Raw genomic sequence first — 24,296 nt, forward strand, 5'->3', positions numbered from 1 at the left:
TGACTCTTCGCTACAATGCCTGTTCTTTATCCAACGAGACGACCATTGTGGCGCTGTTAATTATCACCACTATCCTGTGGGCCTTTTCTTTTAGCCTGATTGGCGAGTACCTGGCCGGTAGCGTCGACAGCTATTTTTCGGTACTGATGCGCGTGGGCCTGGCGGCGCTGGTGTTCCTGCCTTTCCTGCGCACGCGAGGCCAGTCTCCGCGCACGATCGTGCTCTATATGCTGGTGGGCGCGATGCAGCTTGGCATCATGTATCTGCTGGCCTTCCGCGCTTATCTCTATCTGACGGTCTCGGAATTCCTGCTGTTTACCGTGTTTACCCCGTTGTATATCACGCTGATCTACGATCTGCTCAGCGGACGGAAACTGCGCTGGGGCTATCTGCTGAGCGCCGCGCTGGCGGTGTTGGGGGCGGCGATTATCCGTTACGACAAAGTCAGCGATCATTTCTGGACCGGGCTGTTACTGGTGCAGTTGTCAAACCTCTGCTTCGCCATCGGGATGGTGGGTTACAAGCGCCTGATGGAGGTGCGTCCGATGCCGCAGCACAATGCCTTTGCCTGGTTCTATGTCGGGGCCTTTATCGTGGCGGTGGCGGCGTGGTTTATGCTCGGCAACGCCCAGAAGCTGCCGACCACCACGCTGCAGTGGAGCGTGCTGGTGTGGCTCGGCGTGGTGGCTTCCGGGCTGGGCTACTTTATGTGGAACTATGGCGCCACCCAGGTGGATGCCGGCACGCTGGGGATCATGAATAACGTCCATGTCCCCGCCGGGCTGCTGGTTAACCTTGCCATCTGGCAGGAGCAGCCGCACTGGCCGAGCTTTATTAGCGGAGCGTTGGTGATCCTGGCCTCGCTGTGGGTCCATCGACGCTGGGTCGCTCCGCACTCCGGACAAACGGCAGATGATCGCAGGCGTGGTTCCGCGCAGAGCGAATAAACGCTTCGGTGACCGGTTGACGCTGCTCGCCATCGCGAACGGCCGCGTACAGCCGGCTCCATAATCCCTCTCCCAGGGTTTTGGTCACCACCAGACCCTGGCGTTCAAAACTTTCCACCACCCAGTGCGGCAGCGCGGCGATGCCCATCCGGGCTGCCACCATCTGGATCAGCAACAGCGTGTTATCGACGCTTTTTAGCTGGGGGCTGATACCGGCCGGCTGCAGGAAATGGCGCCAGATGTCGAGGCGTCCGCGCTGTACGGGATAAATCAGCAGCGTTTCCGCGGCCAGATCCTCCGGCGTAATCAGCGTCTTCATGGCTAACGGGTGCTCAGGCGCCAGCACCAGGCGCACCTCATAATCAAACATTGGCGAGTAATGCAGACCGCTGCGCGGCAGGATATCGGAGGTCATCACCAGATCCAGTTCGCCCTGCTGCAGCGCAGGCTGCGGGTCGAAGGTGACGCCGGAATGGAAGTCGACTTCCACGTGTGGCCAGCGGGCGCGGAAATTCTCCAGCGCCGGCGTCAGCCACTGAATACAGCTATGGCATTCGATAGCCAGCCGCAGCCGGGTCTGCTGCGGTTCGTTACAGTCCTGCAGGGCGCGGGCGATCTGCGGCAGCACCTGGTTGGCCAGCTGTAAGAGGATCTCCCCCTGAGGGGTAAAACGCAGCGGCTGGCTCTTACGCACAAAGAGACGAAAGCCAAGACGCTGTTCCAGATCGCTGAACTGGTGAGACAAGGCGGACTGGGTCTGGTGCAGGGCAGCCGCTGCGCCCGCCAGTGAACCGCTATTCCGCAACGCTTGCAGCGTTTTCAGATGTTTAATTTCGATCATGAAAGTCCTTCACTTCGCCATGAGCAATTTGCGCTTGAGGAATATACAGTAACTGCCAATTATGGATGTGTAAACATCTGGACGTCTAAAACTCGTCATATTTCGACTTGCAGATGCGTTGGCTGCCTCGCTTACCCCAGTCACTTACTTCAGTAAGCTCCTGGGGATGCGCATCGTTGCCGCCTTCCTGCAAGCCGAACTATTTAGAGTTTTTCTTCAGATTCAATGAAATAAGAGAGGAACAAAAATGACAATTATTAACCACACCCTCGGTTTTCCTCGCGTTGGCCTGCGTCGCGAGCTGAAAAAAGCGCAAGAGAGCTACTGGGCGGGCAATGCCACTCGCGAGGAGCTGCTGGCGGTAGGCCGGGAACTGCGCGCCCGTCACTGGGAGCAGCAGAAGCAGGCCGGTATTGACCTGCTGCCGGTGGGCGATTTCGCCTGGTACGACCATGTTCTGACCACCAGCCTGCTGCTTGGCAACGTGCCGGCTCGTCATCAGAACAAAGACGGCTCTGTCGATATCGATACCCTGTTCCGCATTGGCCGCGGCCGCGCGCCCACCGGCGAGCCAGCGGCCGCCGCGGAAATGACCAAGTGGTTCAACACCAACTATCACTACATGGTGCCGGAGTTCGTGCAGGGCCAGCAGTTCAAACTGACCTGGACCCAACTGCTGGATGAAGTGGACGAAGCGCTGGCGCTGGGCCACAAGATCAAGCCCGTGCTGCTGGGGCCGGTGACTTATCTGTGGCTGGGCAAAGTGAAAGGCGAACCGTTTGACCGTCTGAGCCTGCTGAATGCCATCCTGCCGGTTTATCAGCAGGTGCTGGCCGAACTGGCGAAGCGCGGCATTGCGTGGGTGCAGATTGATGAACCGGCGCTGGTGCTGGAGCTGCCGCCAGCGTGGCTGGAGGCCTTTAAACCGGCCTATGACGCCCTGCAGGGCCAGGTCAAACTGCTGCTGACCACCTATTTTGAAGGCGTTAGCGACAATCTCGAGACCATTGCTGCGCTACCGGTCCAGGGGCTGCACGTCGATCTGGTCCACGGTAAAGATGATGTCGCCGAACTGCATAAACGTCTGCCGGCCGACTGGCTGCTGTCCGCCGGCCTGATCAACGGGCGTAACGTCTGGCGCGCCGATCTCGCCGAAAAGTATGCGCAAATTAAAGACCTCGTCGGTAAGCGCGAGCTGTGGGTCGCTTCATCCTGCTCTCTGCTGCACAGCCCGATCGACCTGAGCGTGGAGACGCGCCTTGATGCGGAAGTGAAGAGCTGGTTTGCCTTCGCTCTGCAAAAATGCGGTGAGCTGGCGCTGTTGCGCGATGCGCTGAACAGCGGCGATACGGCGGCGATTACCGAGTGGAGCGCGCCAGTCCATGCTCGTCGCCATTCGTCTCGGGTACACAACCCGGCGGTGGAAAAACGGCTGGCGGCGATCACTCCTCAGGACAGCCAGCGCGCCAGCCCCTATGAGGTTCGCGCTCAGGCACAGCGTCAACGCTTTAACCTGCCGGCCTGGCCGACCACCACCATCGGGTCATTCCCGCAGACGACCGAGATCCGCGGCCTGCGCCTGGACTTCAAAAAGGGAAATCTTGACGCCAGTCATTATCGTACCGGCATTGCGGAACATATTAAGCAGGCGATCGTCGAGCAGGAGCGGTTAGGATTAGACGTACTGGTGCACGGGGAAGCCGAGCGGAACGATATGGTGGAATACTTCGGTGAACATCTGGACGGTTTCATCTTCACGCAAAACGGCTGGGTGCAGAGCTATGGCTCCCGCTGCGTGAAGCCGCCGGTGGTGATCGGCGACGTTAGCCGTCCGCAGGCGATCACCGTTGAATGGGCGAAGTACGCGCAGTCGCTGACCGACAAGCCGGTGAAAGGAATGCTCACTGGACCGGTGACGATTCTGTGCTGGTCCTTCCCGCGGGAAGACGTCAGCCGTGAAACCATCGCGAAACAGATTGCGCTGGCCCTGCGTGATGAAGTGGCGGATCTGGAGGCGGCCGGTATCGGCATCATCCAGATTGATGAGCCGGCCTTGCGCGAAGGTTTACCGCTGAAGCGCAGCGACTGGGATGCCTATCTGCAGTGGGGTGTGGAAGCCTTCCGTCTTAACGCTGCGGTGGCCAAAGACGATACTCAGATCCATACCCACATGTGCTATTGCGAGTTCAACGACATCATGGACTCCATCGCCGCGCTGGATGCTGACGTGATCACCATTGAAACCTCGCGTTCCGACATGGAACTGCTGGAGTCGTTCGAAGTGTTCGAGTATCCCAATGAAATCGGGCCGGGGGTATATGATATTCACTCGCCAAACGTACCGAGCGTGGAGTGGATCGAAGCGCTGCTGGAAAAAGCCGCGCAGCGTATCCCGGCGGAGCGGCTGTGGGTCAACCCGGACTGCGGCCTGAAAACCCGCGGCTGGCCGGAGACGCGCGCCGCGCTGGCGAATATGGTGCAAGCGGCGCGGAATCTGCGCCAGTCCGCTTGATCGTCACCGGAAAAATCAAAAAGGAGGCATTTGCCTCCTTTTTTCATGCTTTGGGCGATTACCCTTTTTTACCGCCATACTGCGCAAACCAGGCCAGCATTCGCTGCCAGCCGTCTTTGGCTGACTCTTCGTGATAGCTGGCGCGATAGTCGGCGTTAAAGGCGTGATCGGCTTCGGGATAGACCACGATTTCCGCTGTGGCGTTAGCCGCCCGCAGCGCCTGACGCATCGTCTCGACGGTGTCCTGCGGAATGCTGGCGTCTTTCGCACCGTACAGGCCGAGCACCGGGGCGTTGAGATCGACGGCGATATCCACCGGATGTTTTGGCGAATTCAGCGATTTTTCTCCCACCAGCTTGCCGTACCAGGCCACTGCCGCTTTAAGCTGCGGGTTATGTGCGGCATACAGCCAGGTGATGCGTCCGCCCCAGCAGAAGCCGGTGATCAGCAGACGATGGGCATCGCCGCCATGACGCGCCGCCCAGCTGGCGACGTGGTCGAGATCCGCCAACACCTGCGCGTCCGGCACCTTGGTAACCAGCTCTTTAAACAGGGTTGGGATATCGTGATACTCATTCGGATCGCCCTGACGGAAGTACAACTCAGGCGCGATAGCCAGATAGCCTTCCTGCGCCAGGCGGCGACAAAGATCGCGAATATGCTCATGCACGCCGAAAATTTCCTGTACCACGATGACGATCGGCAATGGGCCATCGACGTTTTTCGGACGGGCATGGTAAGCCGGCATGTTTTCCCCCTGAGAGGGAATAGAGGTCTCTCCGGCGACAATATGCTCTTCCGGCGTATGAACGGCGGTTGCGGCGTGCGGCGAGGCTGCAGGTGCGAATCCAGGTTGCTTGGTGGTGGTCATGGTATTCTCCGTACCCTTATTTATTAGCGCATCAGTAACTATAGACCCTTTACCTTTAGTTCGGGCGGTAATAAAGCACAGTGCCTGAAAGCGGCTATCTTTTGTTCTGTGACGATGAATATAACTTGTTAATGTGATGTGTATCACTATTTACTGAAAAACAACTGCAATCATTATTGTTCTTGGTGACTATCATCACAAAATGTTGCCTGGGGCTTCTGTACAGTACCGTTTTGCTTCTGCTGATAATTCGACCCACAGAGGAGTTTTTTATGTCCAAGTCTGATGTTTTTCATCTCGGCCTCACCAAGAACGATTTACAAGGGGCTACGCTGGCTATCGTCCCTGGCGATCCGGAGCGTGTGGAAAAGATCGCCGCGCTGATGGATAAGCCGGTTAAGCTGGCATCCCACCGCGAATTTACCTCCTGGCGCGCGGAGCTGGACGGCAAACCGGTGATCGTCTGCTCCACCGGCATCGGCGGCCCGTCTACGTCTATCGCTGTGGAAGAGCTGGCGCAGCTTGGCGTACGTACCTTCCTGCGCATTGGCACCACCGGCGCCATTCAGCCGCACATCAACGTTGGCGATGTGCTGGTGACTACCGCTTCCGTTCGCCTGGACGGCGCCAGCCTGCACTTCGCGCCGATGGAATTCCCGGCCGTCGCAGATTTCGCCTGCACCACCGCGCTGGTGGAAGCGGCGAAATCCATTGGCGCCACCACCCATATCGGCGTGACCGCCTCTTCGGATACCTTCTACCCGGGCCAGGAGCGTTACGACACCTTCTCCGGTCGCGTGGTGAGCCGCTTCAAAGGCTCTATGGAAGAGTGGCAGGCGATGGGCGTGATGAACTATGAAATGGAATCCGCTACGCTGCTGACCATGTGCGCCAGCCAGGGCCTGCGTGCCGGGATGGTGGCTGGGGTTATCGTTAACCGTACCCAGCAAGAGATCCCTAACGCCGAAACCATGAAGCAAACCGAAAGCCACGCGGTGAAAATCGTCGTCGAAGCGGCGCGCCGTCTGCTGTAATTAAACCGCTTTCCCTTCAGGCCGGATCCTCCGGCCTTTTTTTTGCGTCGCCTCTCGCAGGAAATTCCTTTTAAACTGGACGTTTGTACAGCACAATTCTATTTTGTGTCATCAGGTTATCGCAGGGGGCGTCGTGGATCTCTCCATTATTATCAGCGCGGTTATCGCACTGGCTGCCGGGTTAATCGTCGGCTGGCTGGCGACCAAAGCGCGCGCCGATCAAATTCGGGCCGATCTTATCGAGGAGCGGCGAGAGCTGGATATTGAGCTGAGCGCTGCCCGTCAGCAACTGGTCCAGGAAGCCCACTGGCGTGAAGAGTGCGAGCTGCTGAACAACGAGCTGCGCAGCCTGCGGGATATCAATACCTCGCTGGAGGCCGATCTGCGTGAGGTTACCACCCGGCTCGAATCCACCCAGCTGCATGCGGAAGATAAGATCCGCCAGATGGTGAACAGCGAGCAGCGCCTGAGCGAGCAGTTTGAAAACCTCGCCAACCGCATTTTCGAACACAGCAACCGACGCGTCGATGAGCAAAATCGCCAGAGCCTGCATGGCCTGCTGACACCGCTGCGCGAACAACTGGACGGGTTCCGCCGGCAGGTGCAGGAGAGCTTCGGTCAGGAGGCGCGAGAAAGGCACACCCTGGCGCATGAGATCCGTAACCTGCAGCAGCTGAACGCGCAGATGGCGCAGGAGGCGCTGAACCTGACCAAAGCGCTGAAGGGCGATAACAAAACCCAGGGCAATTGGGGGGAAGTGGTTCTCACCCGCGTGCTGGAGGCCTCCGGCCTGCGGGAAGGCTATGAGTACCAAACCCAGGTCAGCATCGAGACCGACAACCGCTCGCGGATGCAGCCGGACGTCATCGTGCGCCTGCCGCAGGGTAAAGACGTGGTTATCGACGCCAAAATGACCCTTGTCGCCTATGAGCGTTATTTCAACGCCGAGGACGACTACACCCGCGAAGTCGCGCTGCAGGAGCACCTTGCTTCGGTGCGAAATCATATTCGTCTGCTGGGGCGCAAGGATTATCAGCAACTGCCAGGCCTGCGCTCCCTCGACTATGTGCTGATGTTTATTCCCGTCGAGCCGGCATTCCTGCTGGCCATCGACCGTCAGCCCGAGCTTATCAGCGAGGCGCTGCAAAATAATATTATGCTGGTTAGCCCGACGACGCTGCTGGTGGCCCTGCGCACCATCGCCAATCTGTGGCGTTATGAGCACCAAAGCCGCAACGCGCAGAAGATCGCCGAGCGGGCGGGGCGCCTTTACGACAAAATGCGCCTGTTTGTGGACGATATGTCCGCTATCGGCCAGAGTCTGGATAAAGCGCAAGAGAACTATCGCCAGGCGATGAAAAAGCTCGCTTCCGGGCGCGGTAATCTTCTGGCCCAGGCGGAGGCTTTTCGCGGGTTGGGCGTGGAGGTCAAGCGCGGGATTAATCCTGATTTAGTTGAACAAGCCATTGCTCAGGACGATCAATATCGTCTCGAAGAGGAGGATAACCTGCCGGAAAATGAGGCATTTTCACCCGACTCTGCCGAGCCGGTGCGTAGCCGGGAGGCGGCTCCGCCACGCTGAAACGTATGGGAAATGCGCTGAGTCTGATACACTCAGTGAACATTTTCTTGAAAAGCAAGCAGGCATAAAGATGGTTGAGGATTCACAAGAAACGACGCACTTTGGCTTTCAGACGGTCGCTAAAGAGCAGAAAGCAGACATGGTGGCGCATGTATTCCATTCTGTCGCCGCAAAGTATGATGTGATGAATGACTTGATGTCGTTTGGTATCCATCGTTTGTGGAAGCGTTTCACCATCGACTGCAGCGGCGTACGTCGCGGGCAGACCGTGCTGGATCTGGCGGGGGGGACCGGTGATTTGACGGCTAAGTTTTCCCGTCTGGTAGGGGAAACCGGCCGCGTTATGCTTGCTGATATCAATGATTCAATGCTCAAAATGGGCCGCGAAAAGCTGCGCAATATCGGCATCGTGGGTAACGTTGAGTATGTTCAGGCCAACGCGGAAGCCCTACCGTTTGCTGATAATACCTTTGACTGCATCACCATCTCTTTCGGTCTGCGTAACGTGACCGACAAAGAGAAAGCGCTGCGCTCGATGTACCGCGTGCTGAAGCCGGGTGGACGTCTGCTGGTGCTGGAGTTTTCTAAACCCATTATCGAACCGCTGAGCAAAGCCTACGACGCTTACTCCTTCCATATCCTGCCGAAAGTGGGCGAGCTGGTGGCAAAAGATGGCGACAGCTATCGCTACCTGGCGGAATCTATTCGTATGCATCCGGACCAGGAAACCCTGAAAGGGATGATGCAGGATGCAGGCTTCGAAAGCGTGGACTACTACAACCTGACGGCGGGTATCGTTGCTTTGCATCGCGGTTACAAGTTCTGACAGGAGGGACGCTATGCCTTTCACACCCCTGGTGACCGCTGGCATTGAAACGGCGCTAAATACTTTCCTCTGGCGCGACAAAGCGCTAAAACCCGCCCGCCAGCGCCTGCTGGGCAAGGTATTGCGGGTACAGCTGCAGGATTTCGCTACGCCCGTGGTGCTGGTGTTCAGTGAACGCCAGGTTGATGTTCTGAGCGCCTGGGACGGAGAGGCTGACTGCACCGTGATTACCCGGCTCAGCGTGCTGCCAAAACTACGCAACCGTCAACAACTGACGGCGCTTATCCGTAGCGGCGAGCTGGAAGTGCAGGGCGATCTGCAGGTGGTGCAGAACATGGTCACCCTGTGCGATCTGGCAGAGTTCGATCCCGCTGAGCTGCTGGCGCCTTATACCGGTGACATCGTGGCCGAAGGCGTCGGTAAAGTCCTCCGCGGCGGCGCTCAGTTTTTACTGAAGGGCGCGCAGCGCCAGCAGCGTTATGTCGCTGAAGCGATCACTGAAGAGTGGCGCCTGGCACCGGGGCCGCTGGAGCTGGCCTGGTTTGCTGAAGAGACGACGGCTATTGAACGCGCGCTGGCCGCACTGGAAAAACGGCTGGAAACGCTGGAGGGCAAATGACGCCAGGAGAATTACGGCGCCTGTATTTCATCATCCACACCTTTTTGAGCTACGGGCTCGATGAGCTTATCCCCAAAATGCGGATCACGCTGCCGCTGCGTATCTGGCGGCGGATGCTCTTCTGGATGCCAAACCGCCATCAGGATCAACCTCTTGGCGCCCGTCTGCGGCTGGCGCTCCAGGAGCTGGGGCCGGTGTGGATTAAATTCGGCCAGATGCTTTCCACGCGGCGGGATCTCTTTCCGCCGCATATTGCCGATCAACTGGCGCTGTTGCAGGACCGCGTGGCGCCCTTTGAAGGGAAGCTTGCGCAGCAGCAGATAGAAAAAGCGATGGGTGGCCTGCCGGTGGAGGCCTGGTTTGATGATTTCTCCGTTGAGCCGTTAGCCTCGGCGTCTATCGCCCAGGTGCATACCGCGCGTCTGAAAGAGAACGGCAAAGAGGTGGTGATCAAGGTTATCCGTCCGGATATCTTGCCGATCATTAAAGCGGACATGAAGCTCATCTACCGCCTGGCGCGCTGGGTGCCGCGACTGCTGCCTGACGGCCGACGTCTGCGCCCGCAGGAGGTGGTTCGTGAGTATGAAAAAACGCTGCTGGACGAGCTGAACCTGCTGCGGGAATCCGCCAACGCCATTCAGTTGCGGCGTAATTTCGAAGACAGCCCGATGCTGTATGTGCCGGAAGTGTACCCCGATTACTGCAGCGAAAGCATGATGGTGATGGAGCGCATCTACGGCATTCCGGTGTCCGACGTGGAGGCGCTCGAGGCTCAGGGAACCAATATGCAACTGCTGGCGGAGCGGGGTGTGCAGGTCTTCTTCACCCAGGTATTCCGCGACAGCTTTTTCCATGCCGATATGCACCCTGGCAACATCTTCGTCAGCTACGAGCACCCGGAAGATCCGCAGTATATTGGCATCGACTGCGGCATTGTCGGCTCGCTGAACAAAGAAGATAAGCGCTATCTGGCGGAAAACTTTATCGCCTTTTTCAACCGCGATTATCGTAAGGTTGCCGAGCTGCACGTCGACTCCGGTTGGGTTCCGCCGGACACCAATGTTGAAGAGTTTGAGTTCGCGATCCGCACGGTCTGCGAGCCCATCTTTGAGAAGCCGCTGGCGGAGATCTCCTTCGGCCACGTGCTGCTAAATCTGTTCAACACCGCGCGGCGCTTCAATATGGAAGTCCAGCCGCAGCTTGTTTTGCTACAGAAGACATTACTTTACGTAGAAGGGGTAGGCCGGCAGCTCTATCCTCAGTTAGACTTGTGGAAAACGGCGAAGCCTTTCCTTGAGTCGTGGATCAAAGATCAGGTCGGTATTCCGGCGCTGGTGCGCGCGTTTAAAGACAAAGCGCCGTTCTGGATCGAAAGAATGCCTGAAATACCTGAGCTGGTGTATCAGAGCCTGCAGCAGAGCAAACAGCTGCAGACCAGCGTCGATACTATCGTGCGGGATATGCATGTGCGCCATGTGCGCCAGGGCCAATCCCGTTATCTGTTTGGTATAGGCGCGGTTTTATTGCTCAGTGGTACGCTGCTCTTTATCCATCGCCCTGAGTGGGGAATGATGCCCGGCTGGCTGATGGCCGGCGGTATCGTGACCTGGCTGATTGGCTGGCGAAAAACCCGCTGATCGGTTCGCCTCTTCATGACGCAGGCTTATTTGCGCAAAATCATGCCGGTGGCCTGACGGCGAGGCGGCTGGCAGGATGGCGTGTATAATGCGTCCACATAATTCATCATCTGTCATAGGGGAACGTGTATGGGTGGTATCAGTATTTGGCAGTTATTAATTGTTGTCGTCATCGTAGTTCTGCTTTTCGGGACGAAGAAGCTGAGCTCACTGGGGTCAGACTTAGGGGCATCCATCAAAGGCTTTAAAAAAGCCATGAGTGATGATGATAAACCTGAAAAGTCGGCGCCAGACGCAGATTTCACGGCGAAAACTATCGCCGATAAACAGGATGATGCAAAAAAAGACGAGACAAAACGCCACGACAAAGAGCAGGTGTAACTCGTGTTCGATATTGGTTTTAGTGAACTACTGCTGGTGTTTGTGATTGGCCTCATCGTTCTGGGGCCACAGCGGCTTCCCGTCGCGGTTAAAACGGTGGTTGGCTGGATCCGTACGCTACGGTCGCTGGCGACCACGGTACAGAATGAGCTGGCTCAGGAGCTAAAACTGCAGGAGTTCCAGGAGAGCCTCAAGAAGGTGGAAAAGGCCAGCCTGAATAACCTGACGCCGGAGCTGAAAGCCTCCATGGATGAGCTGCGCGAGGCCGCGGAGTCGATGAAGCGCTCCTATAGCGCCCACGACCCGGAAAAGGCCAGTGACGAAGCGAATACCATCCATAATCCGGTGGTGAAAGGCAGCGAAGCGCAGCGGCAGGACGTCACGCCGGCGACGGCAGAACATCACGCCAGCGCTCCGGTTCATGCGCCGGATCCCGTGGCCGACGAGCAACCCGCTTCACCGGCAGAGAAAACAACCGCTACGGCGGCTGCCCCCCATTCTTCCCCCGCATCGAGTGATAAACCGTAAACATGGGCGTAGACGATACACAACCGCTAATTTCGCATCTGATTGAGCTGCGCAAGCGTCTGCTCAACAGCATCATTGCTATCCTGGTGATCTTCCTGGCGCTGGTCTATTTCGCCAATGATATCTATCAGCTGGTCTCGGCCCCGCTTATCAGCAAGATGCCGGTAGGCGCGACGATGATCGCCACCGATGTCGCTTCACCTTTCTTTACGCCGATAAAGCTGACCTTCATGGTGTCGGTGATCCTGTCGGTGCCGATTATTCTGTATCAGGTATGGGCCTTCGTCGCGCCGGCGCTGTATAAGCATGAGCGCCGGCTGGTGGTGCCCTTACTGGTCTCCAGCACGCTGCTGTTCTATATCGGCATGGCTTTCGCGTATTTTGTCGTGTTTCCGCTGGCGTTCGGCTTCCTGACCCATGCTGCCCCGGAGGGGGTGCTGGTCTCGACCGATATCCGCAGTTATCTCGACTTCGTGATGGCGCTGTTTATGGCGTTCGGGGTCTCTTTTGAGGTGCCGGTCGCTATTGTGCTGCTCTGCTGGATGGGCGTCACCACGCCGGAAGAGCTGCGCAAAAAACGGCCGTATGTGCTGGTGGGCGCCTTCGTGGTGGGGATGCTGCTGACGCCGCCGGACGTGTTCTCGCAGACGCTGCTGGCTATTCCGATGTACTGCCTGTTTGAAGTCGGGGTGTTCTTCGCCCGCTTCTACACCGGGAAGCGCCTGACGCGTGATGACGATGCCGCGGCCGAAGCTGAAGCCGCTGAGCACAGAGAAGAGTAATACCGCCAACCGCCCGTCAGGGCGGTTGTCATATGGAGCGATCATGTTTGATATCGGCGTTAATCTGACCAGTTCACAGTTTGCCCGCGACCATGATGAGGTGGTGGCGCGCGCCCGGGCGGCAGGGGTTCACGGCATGCTGCTGACCGGCACAAATTTACCGGAGAGCCAGCAGGCGCAGAGAATGGCGAGTCATTACGCCGGCTGCTGGTCCACGGCGGGGGTTCATCCCCATGACGGCAGCAGCTGGACGCCAGCGGTCGCCGAGGCGATTTATGCCCTCGCCCGCGAGCCGCAGGTGGTGGCGATAGGGGAGTGCGGTCTGGATTTTAATCGTAATTTTTCCACGCCCCAGGAGCAGGAGGAGGCGTTTAGTGCCCAGCTGGCGCTGGCCGCCGAGCTGTCGATGCCGGTTTTTTTACACTGCCGCGACGCCCACGACCGGTTTCTGGCGCTGCTTAAACCCTGGCTTGGGAAGATCCCGGGCGCGGTGCTGCACTGCTTTACCGGCAGCCGCAGCGAGGTGCAGGAATGTCTGGATCTGGGGCTGTTTATCGGCATTACCGGTTGGGTATGCGATGAGCGGCGCGGGCTCGAGCTGCGGGAGCTATTGCCGGCGATCCCGGCGGAACGTCTGCTGCTGGAGACCGATGCGCCCTATCTGCTGCCGCGCGACCTCAAGCCGAAACCCGCCTCGCGTCGTAACGAGCCCGCGTATTTGCCGCATATCCTGGCCAGCGTCGCGGCCTGGCGCGGCGAGGAGGCGCAGTGGCTTGAGATGCAAACGGACGCCAACGTCAGGGCGCTGTTTGGCGTCGACGTTAACGGCACTTAGATTTTCTGGAAATCGGTGTTTTTAACGCTCTGCAGGACTTGCTTATTCAGCAGGTTTAACAGCAACATAGAGCGTGCTTCACCGTCCGGCTCGGTAAAGATAGCCTGTAAGCCTTCGAACGCGCCGTCGGTGATCAGTACGCTATCGCCCTCATGCGGCGTTTCCGGGTCGGTAATGCCTTCCGGTTTGTAGATAGAGAGCTGGTGGATGACCGCCGAGGGGACGATAGCGGGTAGGGCGCCAAAGCGCACGAAGTTGTTAACCCCGCGGGTGGCGCTGATGGTGGTGGTATGAATCACCTCTGGATCGAACTCAATAAACAGGTAGTTCGGGAACAGCGGTTCGCTGACCATGGTGCGTTTACCGCGAATGATTTTTTCCAGCGCAATCGTCGGCATCAGGCAGTTAACTGACTGACGTTCCAGATGTTCCTGGGCTCGTTGTAGCTGCCCACGTTTGCAATACAGTAAGTACCAGGCTTGCATAATGACTCATTCCACTTCTAATAACGGCAAGCATAACAAATGGCTGGTGTAATCGCGAAAGCCATTATAATTGAAATCCAAATTTCAGCGTTCTTTCACGCTAATTTAACAAAATTACAGCATCTCGCCGTTGAACACCGTATAATTAGCCGCCTGTAGAGAGGTCAATAACACTTTCATGAAATATCACGATCTTCGCGACTTTCTGACACTCCTGGAACAACAGGGCGAACTAAAACGTATCACTCTGCCGGTCGATCCTCACCTGGAAATCACCGAAATTGCCGACCGCACCCTGCGCGCTGGCGGTCCTGCGCTGCTGTTTGAGAATCCGAAAGGCTATACCATGCCGGTGCTGTGCAACCTGTTCGGCACGCCGCGGCGCGTGGCGCTGGGGATGGGTCAGGAGGACGTCAATTCGCTGCGCGAGGTGGGTAAGCTGTTAGCCTTTCTGAAAGAGCCTGAGCCGCCCAAAGGTTTCCGCGATCTGTTTGATAAGCTGCCGCAGTTTAAGCAAGTGCTGAATATGCCCACCAAACGTCTGCGCGGCGCCCCCTGTCAGCAAAAAATCATCCAGGGCGATGACGTCGACCTGAGGAAAATCCCGATTATGACCTGCTGGCCGGAAGATGCCGCGCCGCTGATCACCTGGGGGCTGACGGTGACCCGTGGGCCGCACAAAGAGCGGCAAAACCTGGGGATTTATCGCCAGCAGCTGATTGGCAAAAACAAACTGATTATGCGCTGGCTGTCTCATCGCGGCGGCGCGCTGGATTTCCAGGAGTGGTGCGCGGCGCGTCCGGGGGAACGCTTCCCGGTTTCTGTGGCACTCGGCGCCGACCCGGCGACCATTCTTGGTGCAGTGACCCCGGTGCCGGATACGCTGTCGGAATATGCCTTTGCCGGGCTGCTGCGCGGCACCAAAACCGAAGTGGTGAAATGCGTCTCGAACGATCTTGAAGTGCCTGCCAGCGCAGAGATTGTGCTGGAAGGTTATATCGAGGCCGGGGAGATGGCGCCGGAAGGTCCGTATGGCGACCATACCGGCTACTACAATGAAGTAGACCAGTTCCCGGTGTTTACGGTCACCCATATTACCCAGCGTGAAGACGCGATTTATCATTCGACCTATACCGGCCGTCCGCCGGATGAGCCTGCGGTGCTGGGCGTGGCGCTGAATGAAGTCTTCGTCCCGATCCTGCAGAAACAGTTTCCGGAAATTGTCGATTTCTATCTGCCGCCGGAAGGGTGCTCCTACCGCCTGGCGGTGGTGACGATGAAAAAACAGTACGCAGGCCATGCCAAGCGCGTGATGATGGGCGTCTGGTCGTTCCTGCGCCAGTTTATGTACACCAAATTCGTGATTGTCTGCGATGACGATGTTAACGCCCGCGACTGGAACGATGTGATTTGGGCGATCACTACCCGTATGGACCCGGCTCGTGATACGGTACTGGTAGAGAATACGCCAATTGATTATCTGGATTTTGCCTCGCCGGTTTCCGGCCTGGGTTCAAAAATGGGGCTGGATGCCACCAATAAATGGCCTGGCGAAACCCAGCGTGAATGGGGTCGCCCAATCAAAAAAGATCCTGCCGTCACGGCGCGCATTGACGCCATCTGGGATGATCTGGCCATCTTTAAACAACAGTAAGCGGGGCTAACGCCGCTGTTTTGCTCTTTAGACCCGACAGAGGGGACGCATGACAACCTTAAGCTGTAAAGTGACCTCGGTGGAGGCGATTACCGATACCGTGTATCGTGTTCGATTAGTACCGGAAGCGGCATTCTCTTTCCGCGCTGGCCAGTATCTGATGGTGGTAATGGATGAGCGCGACAAACGCCCATTCTCCATGGCCTCCACGCCGGCGGAACAGGAGTTTATCGAACTGCATATCGGCGCCTCGGAGCTCAATCTGTACGCGATGGCGGTCATGGATCGCATCCTGAAAGAGCGTGAAATTGAGGTTGATATTCCGCATGGCGAAGCCTGGCTGCGTGAAGATGAAGACCGCCCGCTGATTTTGATTGCCGGCGGTACCGGCTTCTCTTATGTGCGTTCTATTCTGCTCACCGCGCTGTCACGCAATCCTCAGCGCGATATCGCGATTTACTGGGGCGGTCGCGAGACCAAACATCTGTACGATCTGGCCGAGCTGGAAGCCTTGAGCGTCAAGCATCCAAATCTGCGCATCGAGCCGGTGGTTGAGCAGCCGGAAGAGGGCTGGCGTGGGCGTTCCGGCACCGTGCTGACCGCGGTGCTGCAGGATTACGGTACCCTGGCCGATCACGATATCTATATTGCCGGGCGTTTCGAGATGGCTAAGATTGCTCGCGACCTGTTCTGCAACGAACGCGGCGCGCGCGAAGATCGCCTGTTTGGCGACGCGTTTGCCTTTATCTGATATCTGCAAATAAAAAACCCGCCCCTGACAGGCGGGAAGAACGGCAACTAAACTGTCTCTCTTCGCCAATGACGTCATCACTGCGTTGGCTGCGCTTGCTCACCCGAATCACTTACTTCAGTAAGCTCATCGGGATTCGCTCGCTTGCCGCCTTGTTCTGACGCCATTGGCTGTGAGATATCCTTTTGTAAATTTACACCCGCTCAAACACGGTGGCGATCCCTTGTCCCAGGCCGATGCACATGGTGGCGAGGCCGAACTGGGCATCTTTACGCTCCATCTGATTGATCAGCGTGGTGCTAATACGCGCCCCGGAACAACCCAGCGGATGACCGAGCGCGATCGCCCCGCCGTTGAGGTTGATCTTCTCATCGATCTGCTCCATCAGGCCCAGATCTTTAATGCACGGCAGGATCTGCGCGGCAAAGGCCTCATTCATTTCAAAGACGTCGATATCGCTGGTGGATAAGCCCGCTTTTTTCAGCGCCAGCTTCGAAGCGGGAACCGGGCCATAGCCCATAATAGACGGGTCGCAGCCGACCACCGCCATCGAACGGACGCGGGCGCGTGGCTTCAGACCCAGTTCGCGGGCGCGGCTTTCGCTCATCAGCAGCATCGCCGCCGCGCCATCGGAAAGGGCGGAAGAGGTGCCCGCCGTTACCGTACCGGTCACCGGGTCAAACGCCGGCCTTAGGGTAGACAGCGTCTCGACGGTGGTTTCCGGGCGGATCACTTCGTCATAGTTAAAGGACTTCAGTACGCCATCGGCATCGTGGCCGCCGGTGGGGATAATCTCGGCTTTGAATGCGCCGGACTGGGTCGCAGCCCAGGCGCGGGCGTGGGAGCGCGCGGCGAACTGATCCTGCATTTCCCGGCTAATGCCGTGCAGACGCGCCAGCATTTCAGCGGTCAGCCCCATCATCCCTGCCGCCTTTGCCACGTTACGGCTCAGGCCCGGGTGGAAATCGACGCCGTGGCTCATCGGCACATGGCCCATGTGCTCCACGCCGCCAATCAGGCAGACGCTGGCATCGCCGGTCATGATCATGCGTGCGGCATCGTGCAGCGCCTGCATGGAAGAACCGCACAGACGGTTAACCGTGTTTGCCGGTACCGAATGCGGGATCTCCGCCAGCAGCGCCGCGTTACGGGCGATGTTAAAACCCTGCTCGAGGGTTTGCTGTACGCAGCCCCAGTAGATATCGTCTATCGCGCTTGCCTCAAGCGACGGGTTGCGCGACAGCAGGCTGCGCATCAGGTGCGCGGAGAGGTCCTCCGCGCGCACGTGGCGAAATGCGCCGCCCTTTGAACGGCCCATCGGGGTGCGAATAGCATCGACAATGACAACCTGTTCCATTGTGACTCCTTAAGCCGTTTTCAGAGCGCCAACCGGACGGGCTGGCTCTACCTGGGGATAATACGCTTCGTTATGGCGCGCTTTGTCTCGCAGACCGGCAGGGACTTCATACAGCGGCCCAAGGTGCTGGTACTGCTGCGCCATATCGAGATACTTCGCGCTGCCGATGGTATCCAACCAGCGGAAGGCGCCGCCGTGGAACGGAGGGAAGCCGAGGCCGTATACCAGCGCCATATCCGCTTCCGCCGGGCTGGCGATAATGCCTTCTTCCAGGCAGCGGACGACTTCGTTAACCATCGGGATCATCATGCGGGCGATAATCTCTTCATCGCTGAAATCGCGCTTCGGCTGGCTGACGTCGGCCAGCAGGCTGTCGACGGCAGCATCTTCTTCTTTCTTCGGCTTACCTTTGCTGTCTTCTTTATAGCGCCAGAAGCCGAGGCCGTTCTTCTGCCCGAAACGGTTGGCGTCAAACAGGGCGTCGATAGCGTCGCGATAATCTTTCTGCATCCGCTGCGGGAAGCCCGCCGCCATGACCGCCTGAGCATGGTGCGCGGTATCGATGCCGACCACGTCCAGCAGATAAGCTGGGCCCATCGGCCAGCCAAACTGTTTCTCCATCACTTTGTCGACTTTGCGGAAATCCGCCCCGTCGCGCAGCAGCTGGCTAAATCCGGCGAAGTAGGGGAACAGCACGCGGTTGACGAAGAAACCGGGACAATCATTGACCACGATTGGCGTCTTGCCCATTTTGCTGGCCCAGGCCACCACTTTGGCAATGGTCTTATCCGAGGTTTTTTCGCCGCGAATCACTTCAACCAGCGGCATGCGATGCACCGGGTTAAAGAAGTGCATGCCGCAGAAGTTCTCCGGGCGCTGCAGAACGCTGGCCAGCTCGCTGATGGGGATCGTTGAGGTGTTGGATGCCAGTACGGTATCCGGGCGCACTTTCTCTTCGGTTTCCGCCAGCACCGCTTTCTTCACTTTCGGGTTTTCCACCACCGCTTCAACGACCACGTCCACGCGATCAAAACCGCTATACTCCAGCGTCGGCTGAATGGTGCTTATGACTCCGGCCAGCTTCAGACCGTCAATTTTGCCGCGTTCCAGCTGTTTATTCAGCAGCTTCGCCGCTTCGGTCATCCCAAGGGTCAGCGATTTGTCGCTAATGTCTTTCATCACCACCGGCACGCCCTTCCAGGCCGACTGGTATGCGATACCGCCGCCCATAATGCCAGCGCCCAGTACGGCAGCATGCTTCGGTGTTTCGACATCTTTGGTCAGTTTTTTCGCTTTCGCTTTGACGTACTGGTCGTTCAGGAAGATACCGACCAGTGCGCGGGCCTCGTTGGTATGAGCCAGCGGGACAAAGCTTTTATTTTCCAGCACCAGAGCTTCTTCACGACCAAGACGCGCAGCGGCTTCGATGGTTTTCACCGCGGTGATAGGCGCCGGATAATGCTTCCCGGCGGTTTGCGCGACCATGCCTTTGGCGATGGTGAAACTCATCGTCGCTTCAATTTTGCTGAGTTTCAGCGGCTCCAGCTTCGGTTGACGTTTCGCTTTCCAGTCCAGGTCGCCCTGAATCGCCTGGCGCAGGATCGCCAGCGCGCCGTCGCGCAGTTTTTCCGCAGCGACCACGCCATCCACCAGGCCGATTTTCAGCGCTTGCTCGGCGCCGACATCTTTCCCGGCAGCAATGATCTCCAGCGCGCTGTCGGCGCCGAGCAGACGCGGCAAACGAACTGAGCCGCCGAAGCCTGGCATAATGCCGAGTTTGGTTTCCGGCAGACCAATGCGCAGATCCGGCGTCGCCAGGCGGTAATCGGTCGCCAGGACACATTCACAACCGCCGCCCAGCGCGTAACCATTGACGGCAGAGATAGTGGGGACGGGAAGATCTTCCAGACGGTTGAAGACGCTGTTAGCAAAATGCAGCCATTGGCTTAACTGCTCCTCAGGGACCAGGAACAGTGAGAGGAATTCAGTGATATCCGCGCCGACGATAAACGCCGCTTTTTCAGAGCGCAGCAGCAGGCCTTTGAGATCGTTTTGTTTTTCCAGTACATCCAGCGCGTGACCGAGGCTGGCTACGGTTGCGGTATCAAGCTTGTTGACCGAACCTGGGGCATCGAACACCAGTTCGGCGATGCCATCTTCCAGCCAGTCGAGGTACAGGGTGTCGCCTTTGTAGAGCATGTCAGTCTCCTGAATCCAGCAATATGATCTGGTCATACCAGATGAAACGGAGTGTGGAATTTATGTTAAAGAATTGCAAATTACTCTTTAAATAATTGCTGGTCGGATCACATCCGGCGGAAATCACCCGCACGCAGGTCGATGTGCTAAGATGCGGAGTATCACGATCCCATAAAAGCAAAGGACAAAAGATGGAATCCCTGGCCGCGCTCTATAAAAATCATATTGTCACCCTACAAGAACGTACCCGCGACGTCCTGGCCCGTTTTCAGATGGATGCTCTGCTGATTCACTCCGGCGAGCTGGTTAACGTCTTCCTTGATGACCATCCATACCCGTTCAAGGTCAATCCGCAGTTCAAAGCCTGGGTGCCGGTGACTCAGGTGCCTAACTGCTGGTTGCTGGTGGACGGTGTGAATAAACCGAAGCTGTGGTTCTATCTGCCGGTTGATTACTGGCATAACGTTGAGCCGCTGCCGACCTCGTTCTGGACCGAAGAGGTCGATGTGGTCGCGCTGCCGAAGGCCGATGGCATCGGCAGCCAACTGCCTGCCGCTCGCGGTAATATTGGCTATATCGGGCCGGTGCCGGAGCGCGCGCTGGGCCTGGGAATCGCCGCGGATAAGATCAACCCGAAAGGGGTTATCGATTATCTGCATTACTACCGGGCTTACAAAACCGATTACGAGCTGGCCTGTATGCGTGAAGCGCAGAAGTCGGCGGTGAATGGTCATCGTGCGGCCTATGAGGCTTTTCAGTCCGGGATGAGCGAATTCGATATCAACCAGGCCTATCTTACCGCCACCGGTCACCGCGATACCGACGTGCCTTACAGCAACATCGTGGCGCTGAACGAGCATGCTTCCGTCCTGCACTACACCAAACTGGACCATCGCGCTCCGGCGGAGATGCGCAGCTTCCTGCTCGACGCCGGCGCGGAATATAACGGCTATGCCGCGGATCTGACGCGGACCTGGGCGGCACACGGCGATAACGATTTCGCCCATCTGATTAAAGACGTTAACGACGAGCAGCTGGCGCTGATTAGCACCATGAAAGCCGGGACGCGCTACGTTGATTACCATATCCAGTTCCATCAGCGTATTGCGAAGCTGCTGCGTAAACATCAGTTAGTCACTGACATGAGCGAAGAGGCGATGGTGGAGAACGATCTGACCGGGCCATTTATGCCGCACGGGATTGGTCATCCGCTGGGTCTGCAGGTGCATGATGTTGCTGGCTTTATGCAAGACGACTCCGGTACGCATCTGGCGGCGCCAGCGAAATACCCGTATCTGCGCTGCACCCGTATTATCGAGCCGCGGATGGTGTTGACCATTGAACCCGGCATCTACTTTATCGAGTCGTTACTGGCGCCGTGGCGTGAAGGCCCGTTCAGCAAGCACTTCAACTGGCAAAAAATTGACGCCATGAAGCCATTCGGCGGGATCCGTATCGAAGATAACGTGGTGGTTCACGAAAACAGTATCGAAAACATGACGCGCGATCTGAAGCTGGCCTGATGGAGAGCTGGTTAATCCCGGCGGCGCCAGTTTCCGTCGTTGAGGAGATCAAAAAGAGCCGTTTTATCACGCTGTTGGCGCATACCGACGGCGTGGCGGCGGCGAAAGCCTTTGTCGAGTCGGTCAGAGCGGATCACCCCGATGCCCGCCACCACTGCGTGGCGTGGGTCGCCGGACCGCCTGATGATTCGCAACAGCTTGGGTTCTCAGACGATGGCGAACCGGCGGGAACGGCGGGTAAACCGATGCTGGCGCAGTTGATGGGTAGCGGCGTCGGTGAGATAACCGCTGTCGTCGTACGTTATTACGGTGGTATCCTGCTGGGCACCGGCGGCCTGGTGAAAGCCTATGGCGGCGGTGTCCATCAGGCGCTGGCGCAGTTGACGACGCTGCGCAAGACGCCGTTAACGGCATATACTTTGCAATGTGAATATGGGCAACTGGCCGGCGTTGAAGCGTTGCTCGCCCAATTTTCCGGGAATGTCGTTGAAAGCGAATATCTGGCGTCGGTTCGGCTGCGCGTGGCGCTTCCCCAGGCCGAAGTGGCGGCTTTTTCAGCAAAACTGGCTGATTTTAGTCGCGGTTCATTGCAATTGCTGAAGATTAACGAATAATCCCCTCTGTTTTTTTTGCCTATCAAAGGAAGCGCCAGAGATGCATTTTCGCGCCATAACCCGAATCGTTGGACTGCTGGTCATCTTATTCTCGGGGACAATGATCGTCCCGGGATTAGTGGCCCTGATATATCGCGATGGCGCGGGACGGGCCTTCACTCAAACTTTTTTTGTCGCTCTGGCGATCGGCTCCATGCTGTGGTGGCCGAACCGTAAGCAAAAGGGCGAACTGAAATCTCGTGAAGGGTTTCTGATCGTGGTGCTGTTCTGGACCGTGCTGGGTAGCGTAGGGGCCTTGCCCTTTATATTCGCCGAACAGCCGAACCTGACGGTGACGGATGCCTTCTTCGAATCATTTTCCGGCCTGACGACGACCGGGGCGACCACCCTGGTGGGGCTGGACTCGCTTCCGCACGCTATCCTTTTTTACCGGCAGATGCTGCAGTGGTTCGGCGGCATGGGGATCATTGTGCTGGCGGTGGCCATTCTGCCTATCCTCGGCGTCGGGGGAATGCAGCTCTACCGCGCGGAAATGCCCGGCCCGCTGAAAGATAACAAGATGCGCCCGCGCATCGCCGAGACGGCAAAGACATTGTGGCTTATCTATGTGTTACTAACGGTCGCCTGCGCATTGGCGCTCTGGTTTGCCGGTATGCCGGCCTTCGATGCGATAGGGCACAGCTTCGCCACCATCGCTATCGGCGGTTTCTCGACTCACGATGCCAGCGTCGGCTATTTCAACAGCCCGATGATCAACTCCATCATTGCCATCTTCCTGCTGATCTCCGGCTGTAACTACGGTCTGCATTTTTCGTTGTTGAGCGGACGCAGCCTGAAGGTGTACTGGCGCGACCCTGAGTTTCGAATGTTCATTGGCGTCCAGTTGACGCTGGTCATCGTCTGTACGCTGGTGCTATGGCTTCATAACGTGTACGGCTCGGTGCTGACGACGCTGAATCAGGCGTTTTTCCAGGTGGTGTCGATGGCGACCACCGCAGGATTCACAACCGATAGCATTGCGCGCTGGCCGCTGTTCCTGCCGGTGCTGCTGCTGTGCTCCGCATTTATCGGCGGCTGCGCTGGCTCCACGGGCGGTGGCTTAAAGGTGATCCGTATCCTGTTGCTGTTCAAGCAGGGCAACCGTGAGCTTAAGCGTCTGGTTCACCCGAATGCGGTGTATAGCATTAAATTAGGTAACCGCGCGCTGCCGGAACGTATTCTGGAAGCGGTGTGGGGATTCTTCTCCGCCTATGCGCTGGTCTTTATCATTAGTATGCTGGCTATTATCGCCACCGGGGTGGATGACTTCTCTGCTTTCGCCTCCGTGGTGGCGACATTGAACAACCTCGGGCCTGGGCTCGGCGTCGTCGCGGACAACTTTGCCACCATGAACCCGGTCGCGAAATGGATCCTGATTGCTAATATGCTGTTTGGTCGTCTGGAAGTGTTCACCTTACTGGTGCTCTTTACTCCCACTTTCTGGCGCGAATAACAGGAGTGCTCGTGAAAACTTTAATTCTCTTTTCCACCCGCGACGGGCAGACCCGTGAAATCGCTTCGTTTCTCGCCTCTGAGCTGAAAGAGCTGGGTATCGATGCGGATACCCTGAATCTGAACCGTACCGATAACGTGGAATGGCATCATTATGATCGCGTGGTGATTGGCGCATCGATTCGCTACGGACACTTTCATCCGGCGGTGGACCGCTTTGTGAAAAAGCACCTGGCAGCATTGCAGGCGCTGCCGGGGGCATTCTTTTCGGTGAACCTGGTTGCGCGCAAACCCGAGAAGCGCACGCCGCAGACCAATAGCTATACGCGCAAGTTTCTGCTCAACTCGCCTTGGCAGCCGCAGAGCTGCGCGGTGTTTGCCGGGGCGCTACGTTACCCGCGTTACCGCTGGTACGATCGGTTTATGATCCGCCTGATTATGAAAATGACCGGGGGCGAAACGGATACCCGTAAAGAAGTGGTCTATACCGACTGGCAACAGGTCTCCCGATTTGCCCGAGAAATCGCGCAAATGATCAGCAAACCGGGCGTTTAAACAGCGTCTTGATGGAAAAGCGAGCGAACGAAAAGTTTTTTTGCATTTCCCCTTGTCACCTCGGAATTACTCCCTATAATGCGCCTCCACTGACACGGAACAACGGCAAGCAAGCCGCCGGGTCAGCGGGGTTCCGGTGAGAACCTCGCAGAGAAAAGCAAAAATAAATGCTTGACTCTGCAGCGGGAAAGCGTAATATGCACACCCCGCGCCGCAGCGAAAAACGAAGCGGCACTGCTCTTTAACAATTTATCAGACAATCTGTGTGGGCA

General features: G+C 57.5%; 22 protein-coding genes. 17 read left to right on the forward strand and 5 right to left on the reverse strand.

Annotation, left to right across the window (positions count from 1 at the left end; all coding sequences use genetic code 11):
• The first annotated feature begins 47 nt into the window (after window positions 1-47).
• A complete protein-coding gene (locus GQR96_RS00870; RefSeq protein WP_002883414.1) occupies window positions 48-947 on the forward strand; it encodes a carboxylate/amino acid/amine transporter in 900 nt (299 codons plus the stop codon).
• Here GQR96_RS00870 and metR read toward each other — a convergent pair.
• Window positions 835-1,788, reverse strand: a complete 954-nt coding sequence (metR, locus tag GQR96_RS00875) for an HTH-type transcriptional regulator MetR (RefSeq protein ID WP_017899391.1) — start codon at window positions 1,786-1,788, stop codon at window positions 835-837. The genes GQR96_RS00870 and metR overlap by 113 nt on opposite strands.
• Window positions 1,789-2,035: 247 nt before the next feature.
• Here metR and metE point away from each other — a divergent pair, with 247 nt between their 5' ends.
• A complete protein-coding gene (gene metE, locus GQR96_RS00880) occupies window positions 2,036-4,300 on the forward strand; it encodes a 5-methyltetrahydropteroyltriglutamate--homocysteine S-methyltransferase (RefSeq protein ID WP_032455980.1) in 2,265 nt (754 codons plus the stop codon).
• 58 nt (window positions 4,301-4,358) lie between these two features.
• Here the strand turns inward: metE and GQR96_RS00885 are convergent, their stop codons facing one another.
• On the reverse strand, window positions 4,359-5,171 hold the full coding sequence (locus tag GQR96_RS00885) for a dienelactone hydrolase family protein (RefSeq protein ID WP_004886756.1): 813 nt from the start codon (window positions 5,169-5,171) through the stop codon (window positions 4,359-4,361).
• A gap of 272 nt (window positions 5,172-5,443) precedes the next feature.
• Here GQR96_RS00885 and udp point away from each other — a divergent pair, with 272 nt between their 5' ends.
• The 9 genes from udp to tatD all read left to right on the forward strand — a co-directional run bounded on the left by udp (window position 5,444) and on the right by tatD (window position 13,395).
• Window positions 5,444-6,205 carry a uridine phosphorylase gene (udp, locus tag GQR96_RS00890; RefSeq protein ID WP_002883419.1) on the forward strand — a complete coding sequence of 254 codons (762 nt, stop codon included), beginning with the start codon at window positions 5,444-5,446 and terminating at the stop codon, window positions 6,203-6,205.
• A gap of 133 nt (window positions 6,206-6,338) precedes the next feature.
• Window positions 6,339-7,787 carry a DNA recombination protein RmuC gene (gene rmuC / locus GQR96_RS00895; RefSeq protein ID WP_004886754.1) on the forward strand — a complete coding sequence of 483 codons (1,449 nt, stop codon included), beginning with the start codon at window positions 6,339-6,341 and terminating at the stop codon, window positions 7,785-7,787.
• Between the two features lie 70 nt (window positions 7,788-7,857).
• On the forward strand, window positions 7,858-8,613 hold the full coding sequence (gene ubiE, locus GQR96_RS00900; RefSeq protein WP_004886751.1) for a bifunctional demethylmenaquinone methyltransferase/2-methoxy-6-polyprenyl-1,4-benzoquinol methylase UbiE: 756 nt from the start codon (window positions 7,858-7,860) through the stop codon (window positions 8,611-8,613).
• 13 nt (window positions 8,614-8,626) lie between these two features.
• Window positions 8,627-9,232, forward strand: a complete 606-nt coding sequence (locus GQR96_RS00905) for a ubiquinone biosynthesis protein UbiJ (protein WP_004886750.1) — start codon at window positions 8,627-8,629, stop codon at window positions 9,230-9,232.
• Window positions 9,229-10,869, forward strand: a complete 1,641-nt coding sequence (ubiB, locus tag GQR96_RS00910) for a ubiquinone biosynthesis regulatory protein kinase UbiB (protein WP_004886748.1) — start codon at window positions 9,229-9,231, stop codon at window positions 10,867-10,869. Before GQR96_RS00905 ends, ubiB begins: the two co-directional genes overlap by 4 nt.
• Before the next feature lie 129 nt (window positions 10,870-10,998).
• Complete coding sequence (gene tatA, locus GQR96_RS00915; RefSeq protein WP_002883425.1) at window positions 10,999-11,250, forward strand: Sec-independent protein translocase subunit TatA; 252 nt, start codon at window positions 10,999-11,001, stop codon at window positions 11,248-11,250.
• A gap of 3 nt (window positions 11,251-11,253) precedes the next feature.
• Window positions 11,254-11,778, forward strand: coding sequence for a Sec-independent protein translocase protein TatB (tatB, locus tag GQR96_RS00920; protein ID WP_048293980.1), 525 nt, complete (start codon window positions 11,254-11,256; stop codon window positions 11,776-11,778).
• A 2-nt stretch (window positions 11,779-11,780) separates the two neighbouring features.
• Window positions 11,781-12,560, forward strand: a complete 780-nt coding sequence (gene tatC / locus GQR96_RS00925) for a Sec-independent protein translocase subunit TatC (protein WP_004886745.1) — start codon at window positions 11,781-11,783, stop codon at window positions 12,558-12,560.
• Window positions 12,561-12,603: 43 nt separating this feature from the next.
• Window positions 12,604-13,395, forward strand: a complete 792-nt coding sequence (tatD, locus tag GQR96_RS00930; RefSeq protein WP_043521011.1) for a 3'-5' ssDNA/RNA exonuclease TatD — start codon at window positions 12,604-12,606, stop codon at window positions 13,393-13,395.
• On the opposite strand, the gene rfaH is transcribed toward tatD, so the two are convergent.
• Window positions 13,392-13,880 carry a transcription/translation regulatory transformer protein RfaH gene (gene rfaH, locus GQR96_RS00935; RefSeq protein ID WP_004886742.1) on the reverse strand — a complete coding sequence of 163 codons (489 nt, stop codon included), beginning with the start codon at window positions 13,878-13,880 and terminating at the stop codon, window positions 13,392-13,394. The genes tatD and rfaH overlap by 4 nt on opposite strands.
• A 178-nt stretch (window positions 13,881-14,058) precedes the next feature.
• On the opposite strand from rfaH, the gene ubiD reads away from it, so the two are divergent.
• Window positions 14,059-15,534 carry a 4-hydroxy-3-polyprenylbenzoate decarboxylase gene (gene ubiD, locus GQR96_RS00940; protein ID WP_065905179.1) on the forward strand — a complete coding sequence of 492 codons (1,476 nt, stop codon included), beginning with the start codon at window positions 14,059-14,061 and terminating at the stop codon, window positions 15,532-15,534.
• A gap of 49 nt (window positions 15,535-15,583) precedes the next feature.
• Window positions 15,584-16,285 (forward strand): NAD(P)H-flavin reductase, encoded by a 702-nt coding sequence (fre, locus tag GQR96_RS00945; RefSeq protein WP_004886735.1) that lies wholly within the window; start codon window positions 15,584-15,586, stop codon window positions 16,283-16,285.
• A 193-nt stretch (window positions 16,286-16,478) separates the two neighbouring features.
• Here fre and fadA read toward each other — a convergent pair whose 3' ends face one another.
• Complete coding sequence (gene fadA / locus GQR96_RS00950) at window positions 16,479-17,642, reverse strand: acetyl-CoA C-acyltransferase FadA (protein ID WP_004886733.1); 1,164 nt, start codon at window positions 17,640-17,642, stop codon at window positions 16,479-16,481.
• A gap of 9 nt (window positions 17,643-17,651) precedes the next feature.
• Window positions 17,652-19,841, reverse strand: coding sequence for a fatty acid oxidation complex subunit alpha FadB (fadB, locus tag GQR96_RS00955; protein WP_049092577.1), 2,190 nt, complete (start codon window positions 19,839-19,841; stop codon window positions 17,652-17,654).
• Between the two features lie 191 nt (window positions 19,842-20,032).
• Here fadB and pepQ point away from each other — a divergent pair, with 191 nt between their 5' ends.
• Genes pepQ through hemG form a run of 4 tightly spaced genes read left to right on the forward strand, consistent with a single transcriptional unit; the run spans window position 20,033 to window position 24,024 of the window.
• Window positions 20,033-21,364 (forward strand): Xaa-Pro dipeptidase, encoded by a 1,332-nt coding sequence (pepQ, locus tag GQR96_RS00960; RefSeq protein ID WP_004886728.1) that lies wholly within the window; start codon window positions 20,033-20,035, stop codon window positions 21,362-21,364.
• On the forward strand, window positions 21,364-21,978 hold the full coding sequence (locus GQR96_RS00965) for an IMPACT family protein (protein ID WP_004886726.1): 615 nt from the start codon (window positions 21,364-21,366) through the stop codon (window positions 21,976-21,978). Before pepQ ends, GQR96_RS00965 begins: the two co-directional genes overlap by 1 nt.
• Window positions 21,979-22,018: 40 nt before the next feature.
• Window positions 22,019-23,470 (forward strand): Trk system potassium transporter TrkH, encoded by a 1,452-nt coding sequence (trkH, locus tag GQR96_RS00970; protein ID WP_004886724.1) that lies wholly within the window; start codon window positions 22,019-22,021, stop codon window positions 23,468-23,470.
• 11 nt (window positions 23,471-23,481) lie between these two features.
• The gene (hemG, locus tag GQR96_RS00975) at window positions 23,482-24,024 is read left to right on the forward strand and encodes a menaquinone-dependent protoporphyrinogen IX dehydrogenase (RefSeq protein ID WP_004886722.1); all 543 of its coding nucleotides are present in this window, start codon (window positions 23,482-23,484) and stop codon (window positions 24,022-24,024) included.
• Window positions 24,025-24,296: the final 272 nt, after the last annotated feature.

Source organism: Klebsiella sp. PCX, from assembly GCF_021869705.1.
GTDB lineage: Bacteria > Pseudomonadota > Gammaproteobacteria > Enterobacterales > Enterobacteriaceae > Klebsiella > Klebsiella quasipneumoniae.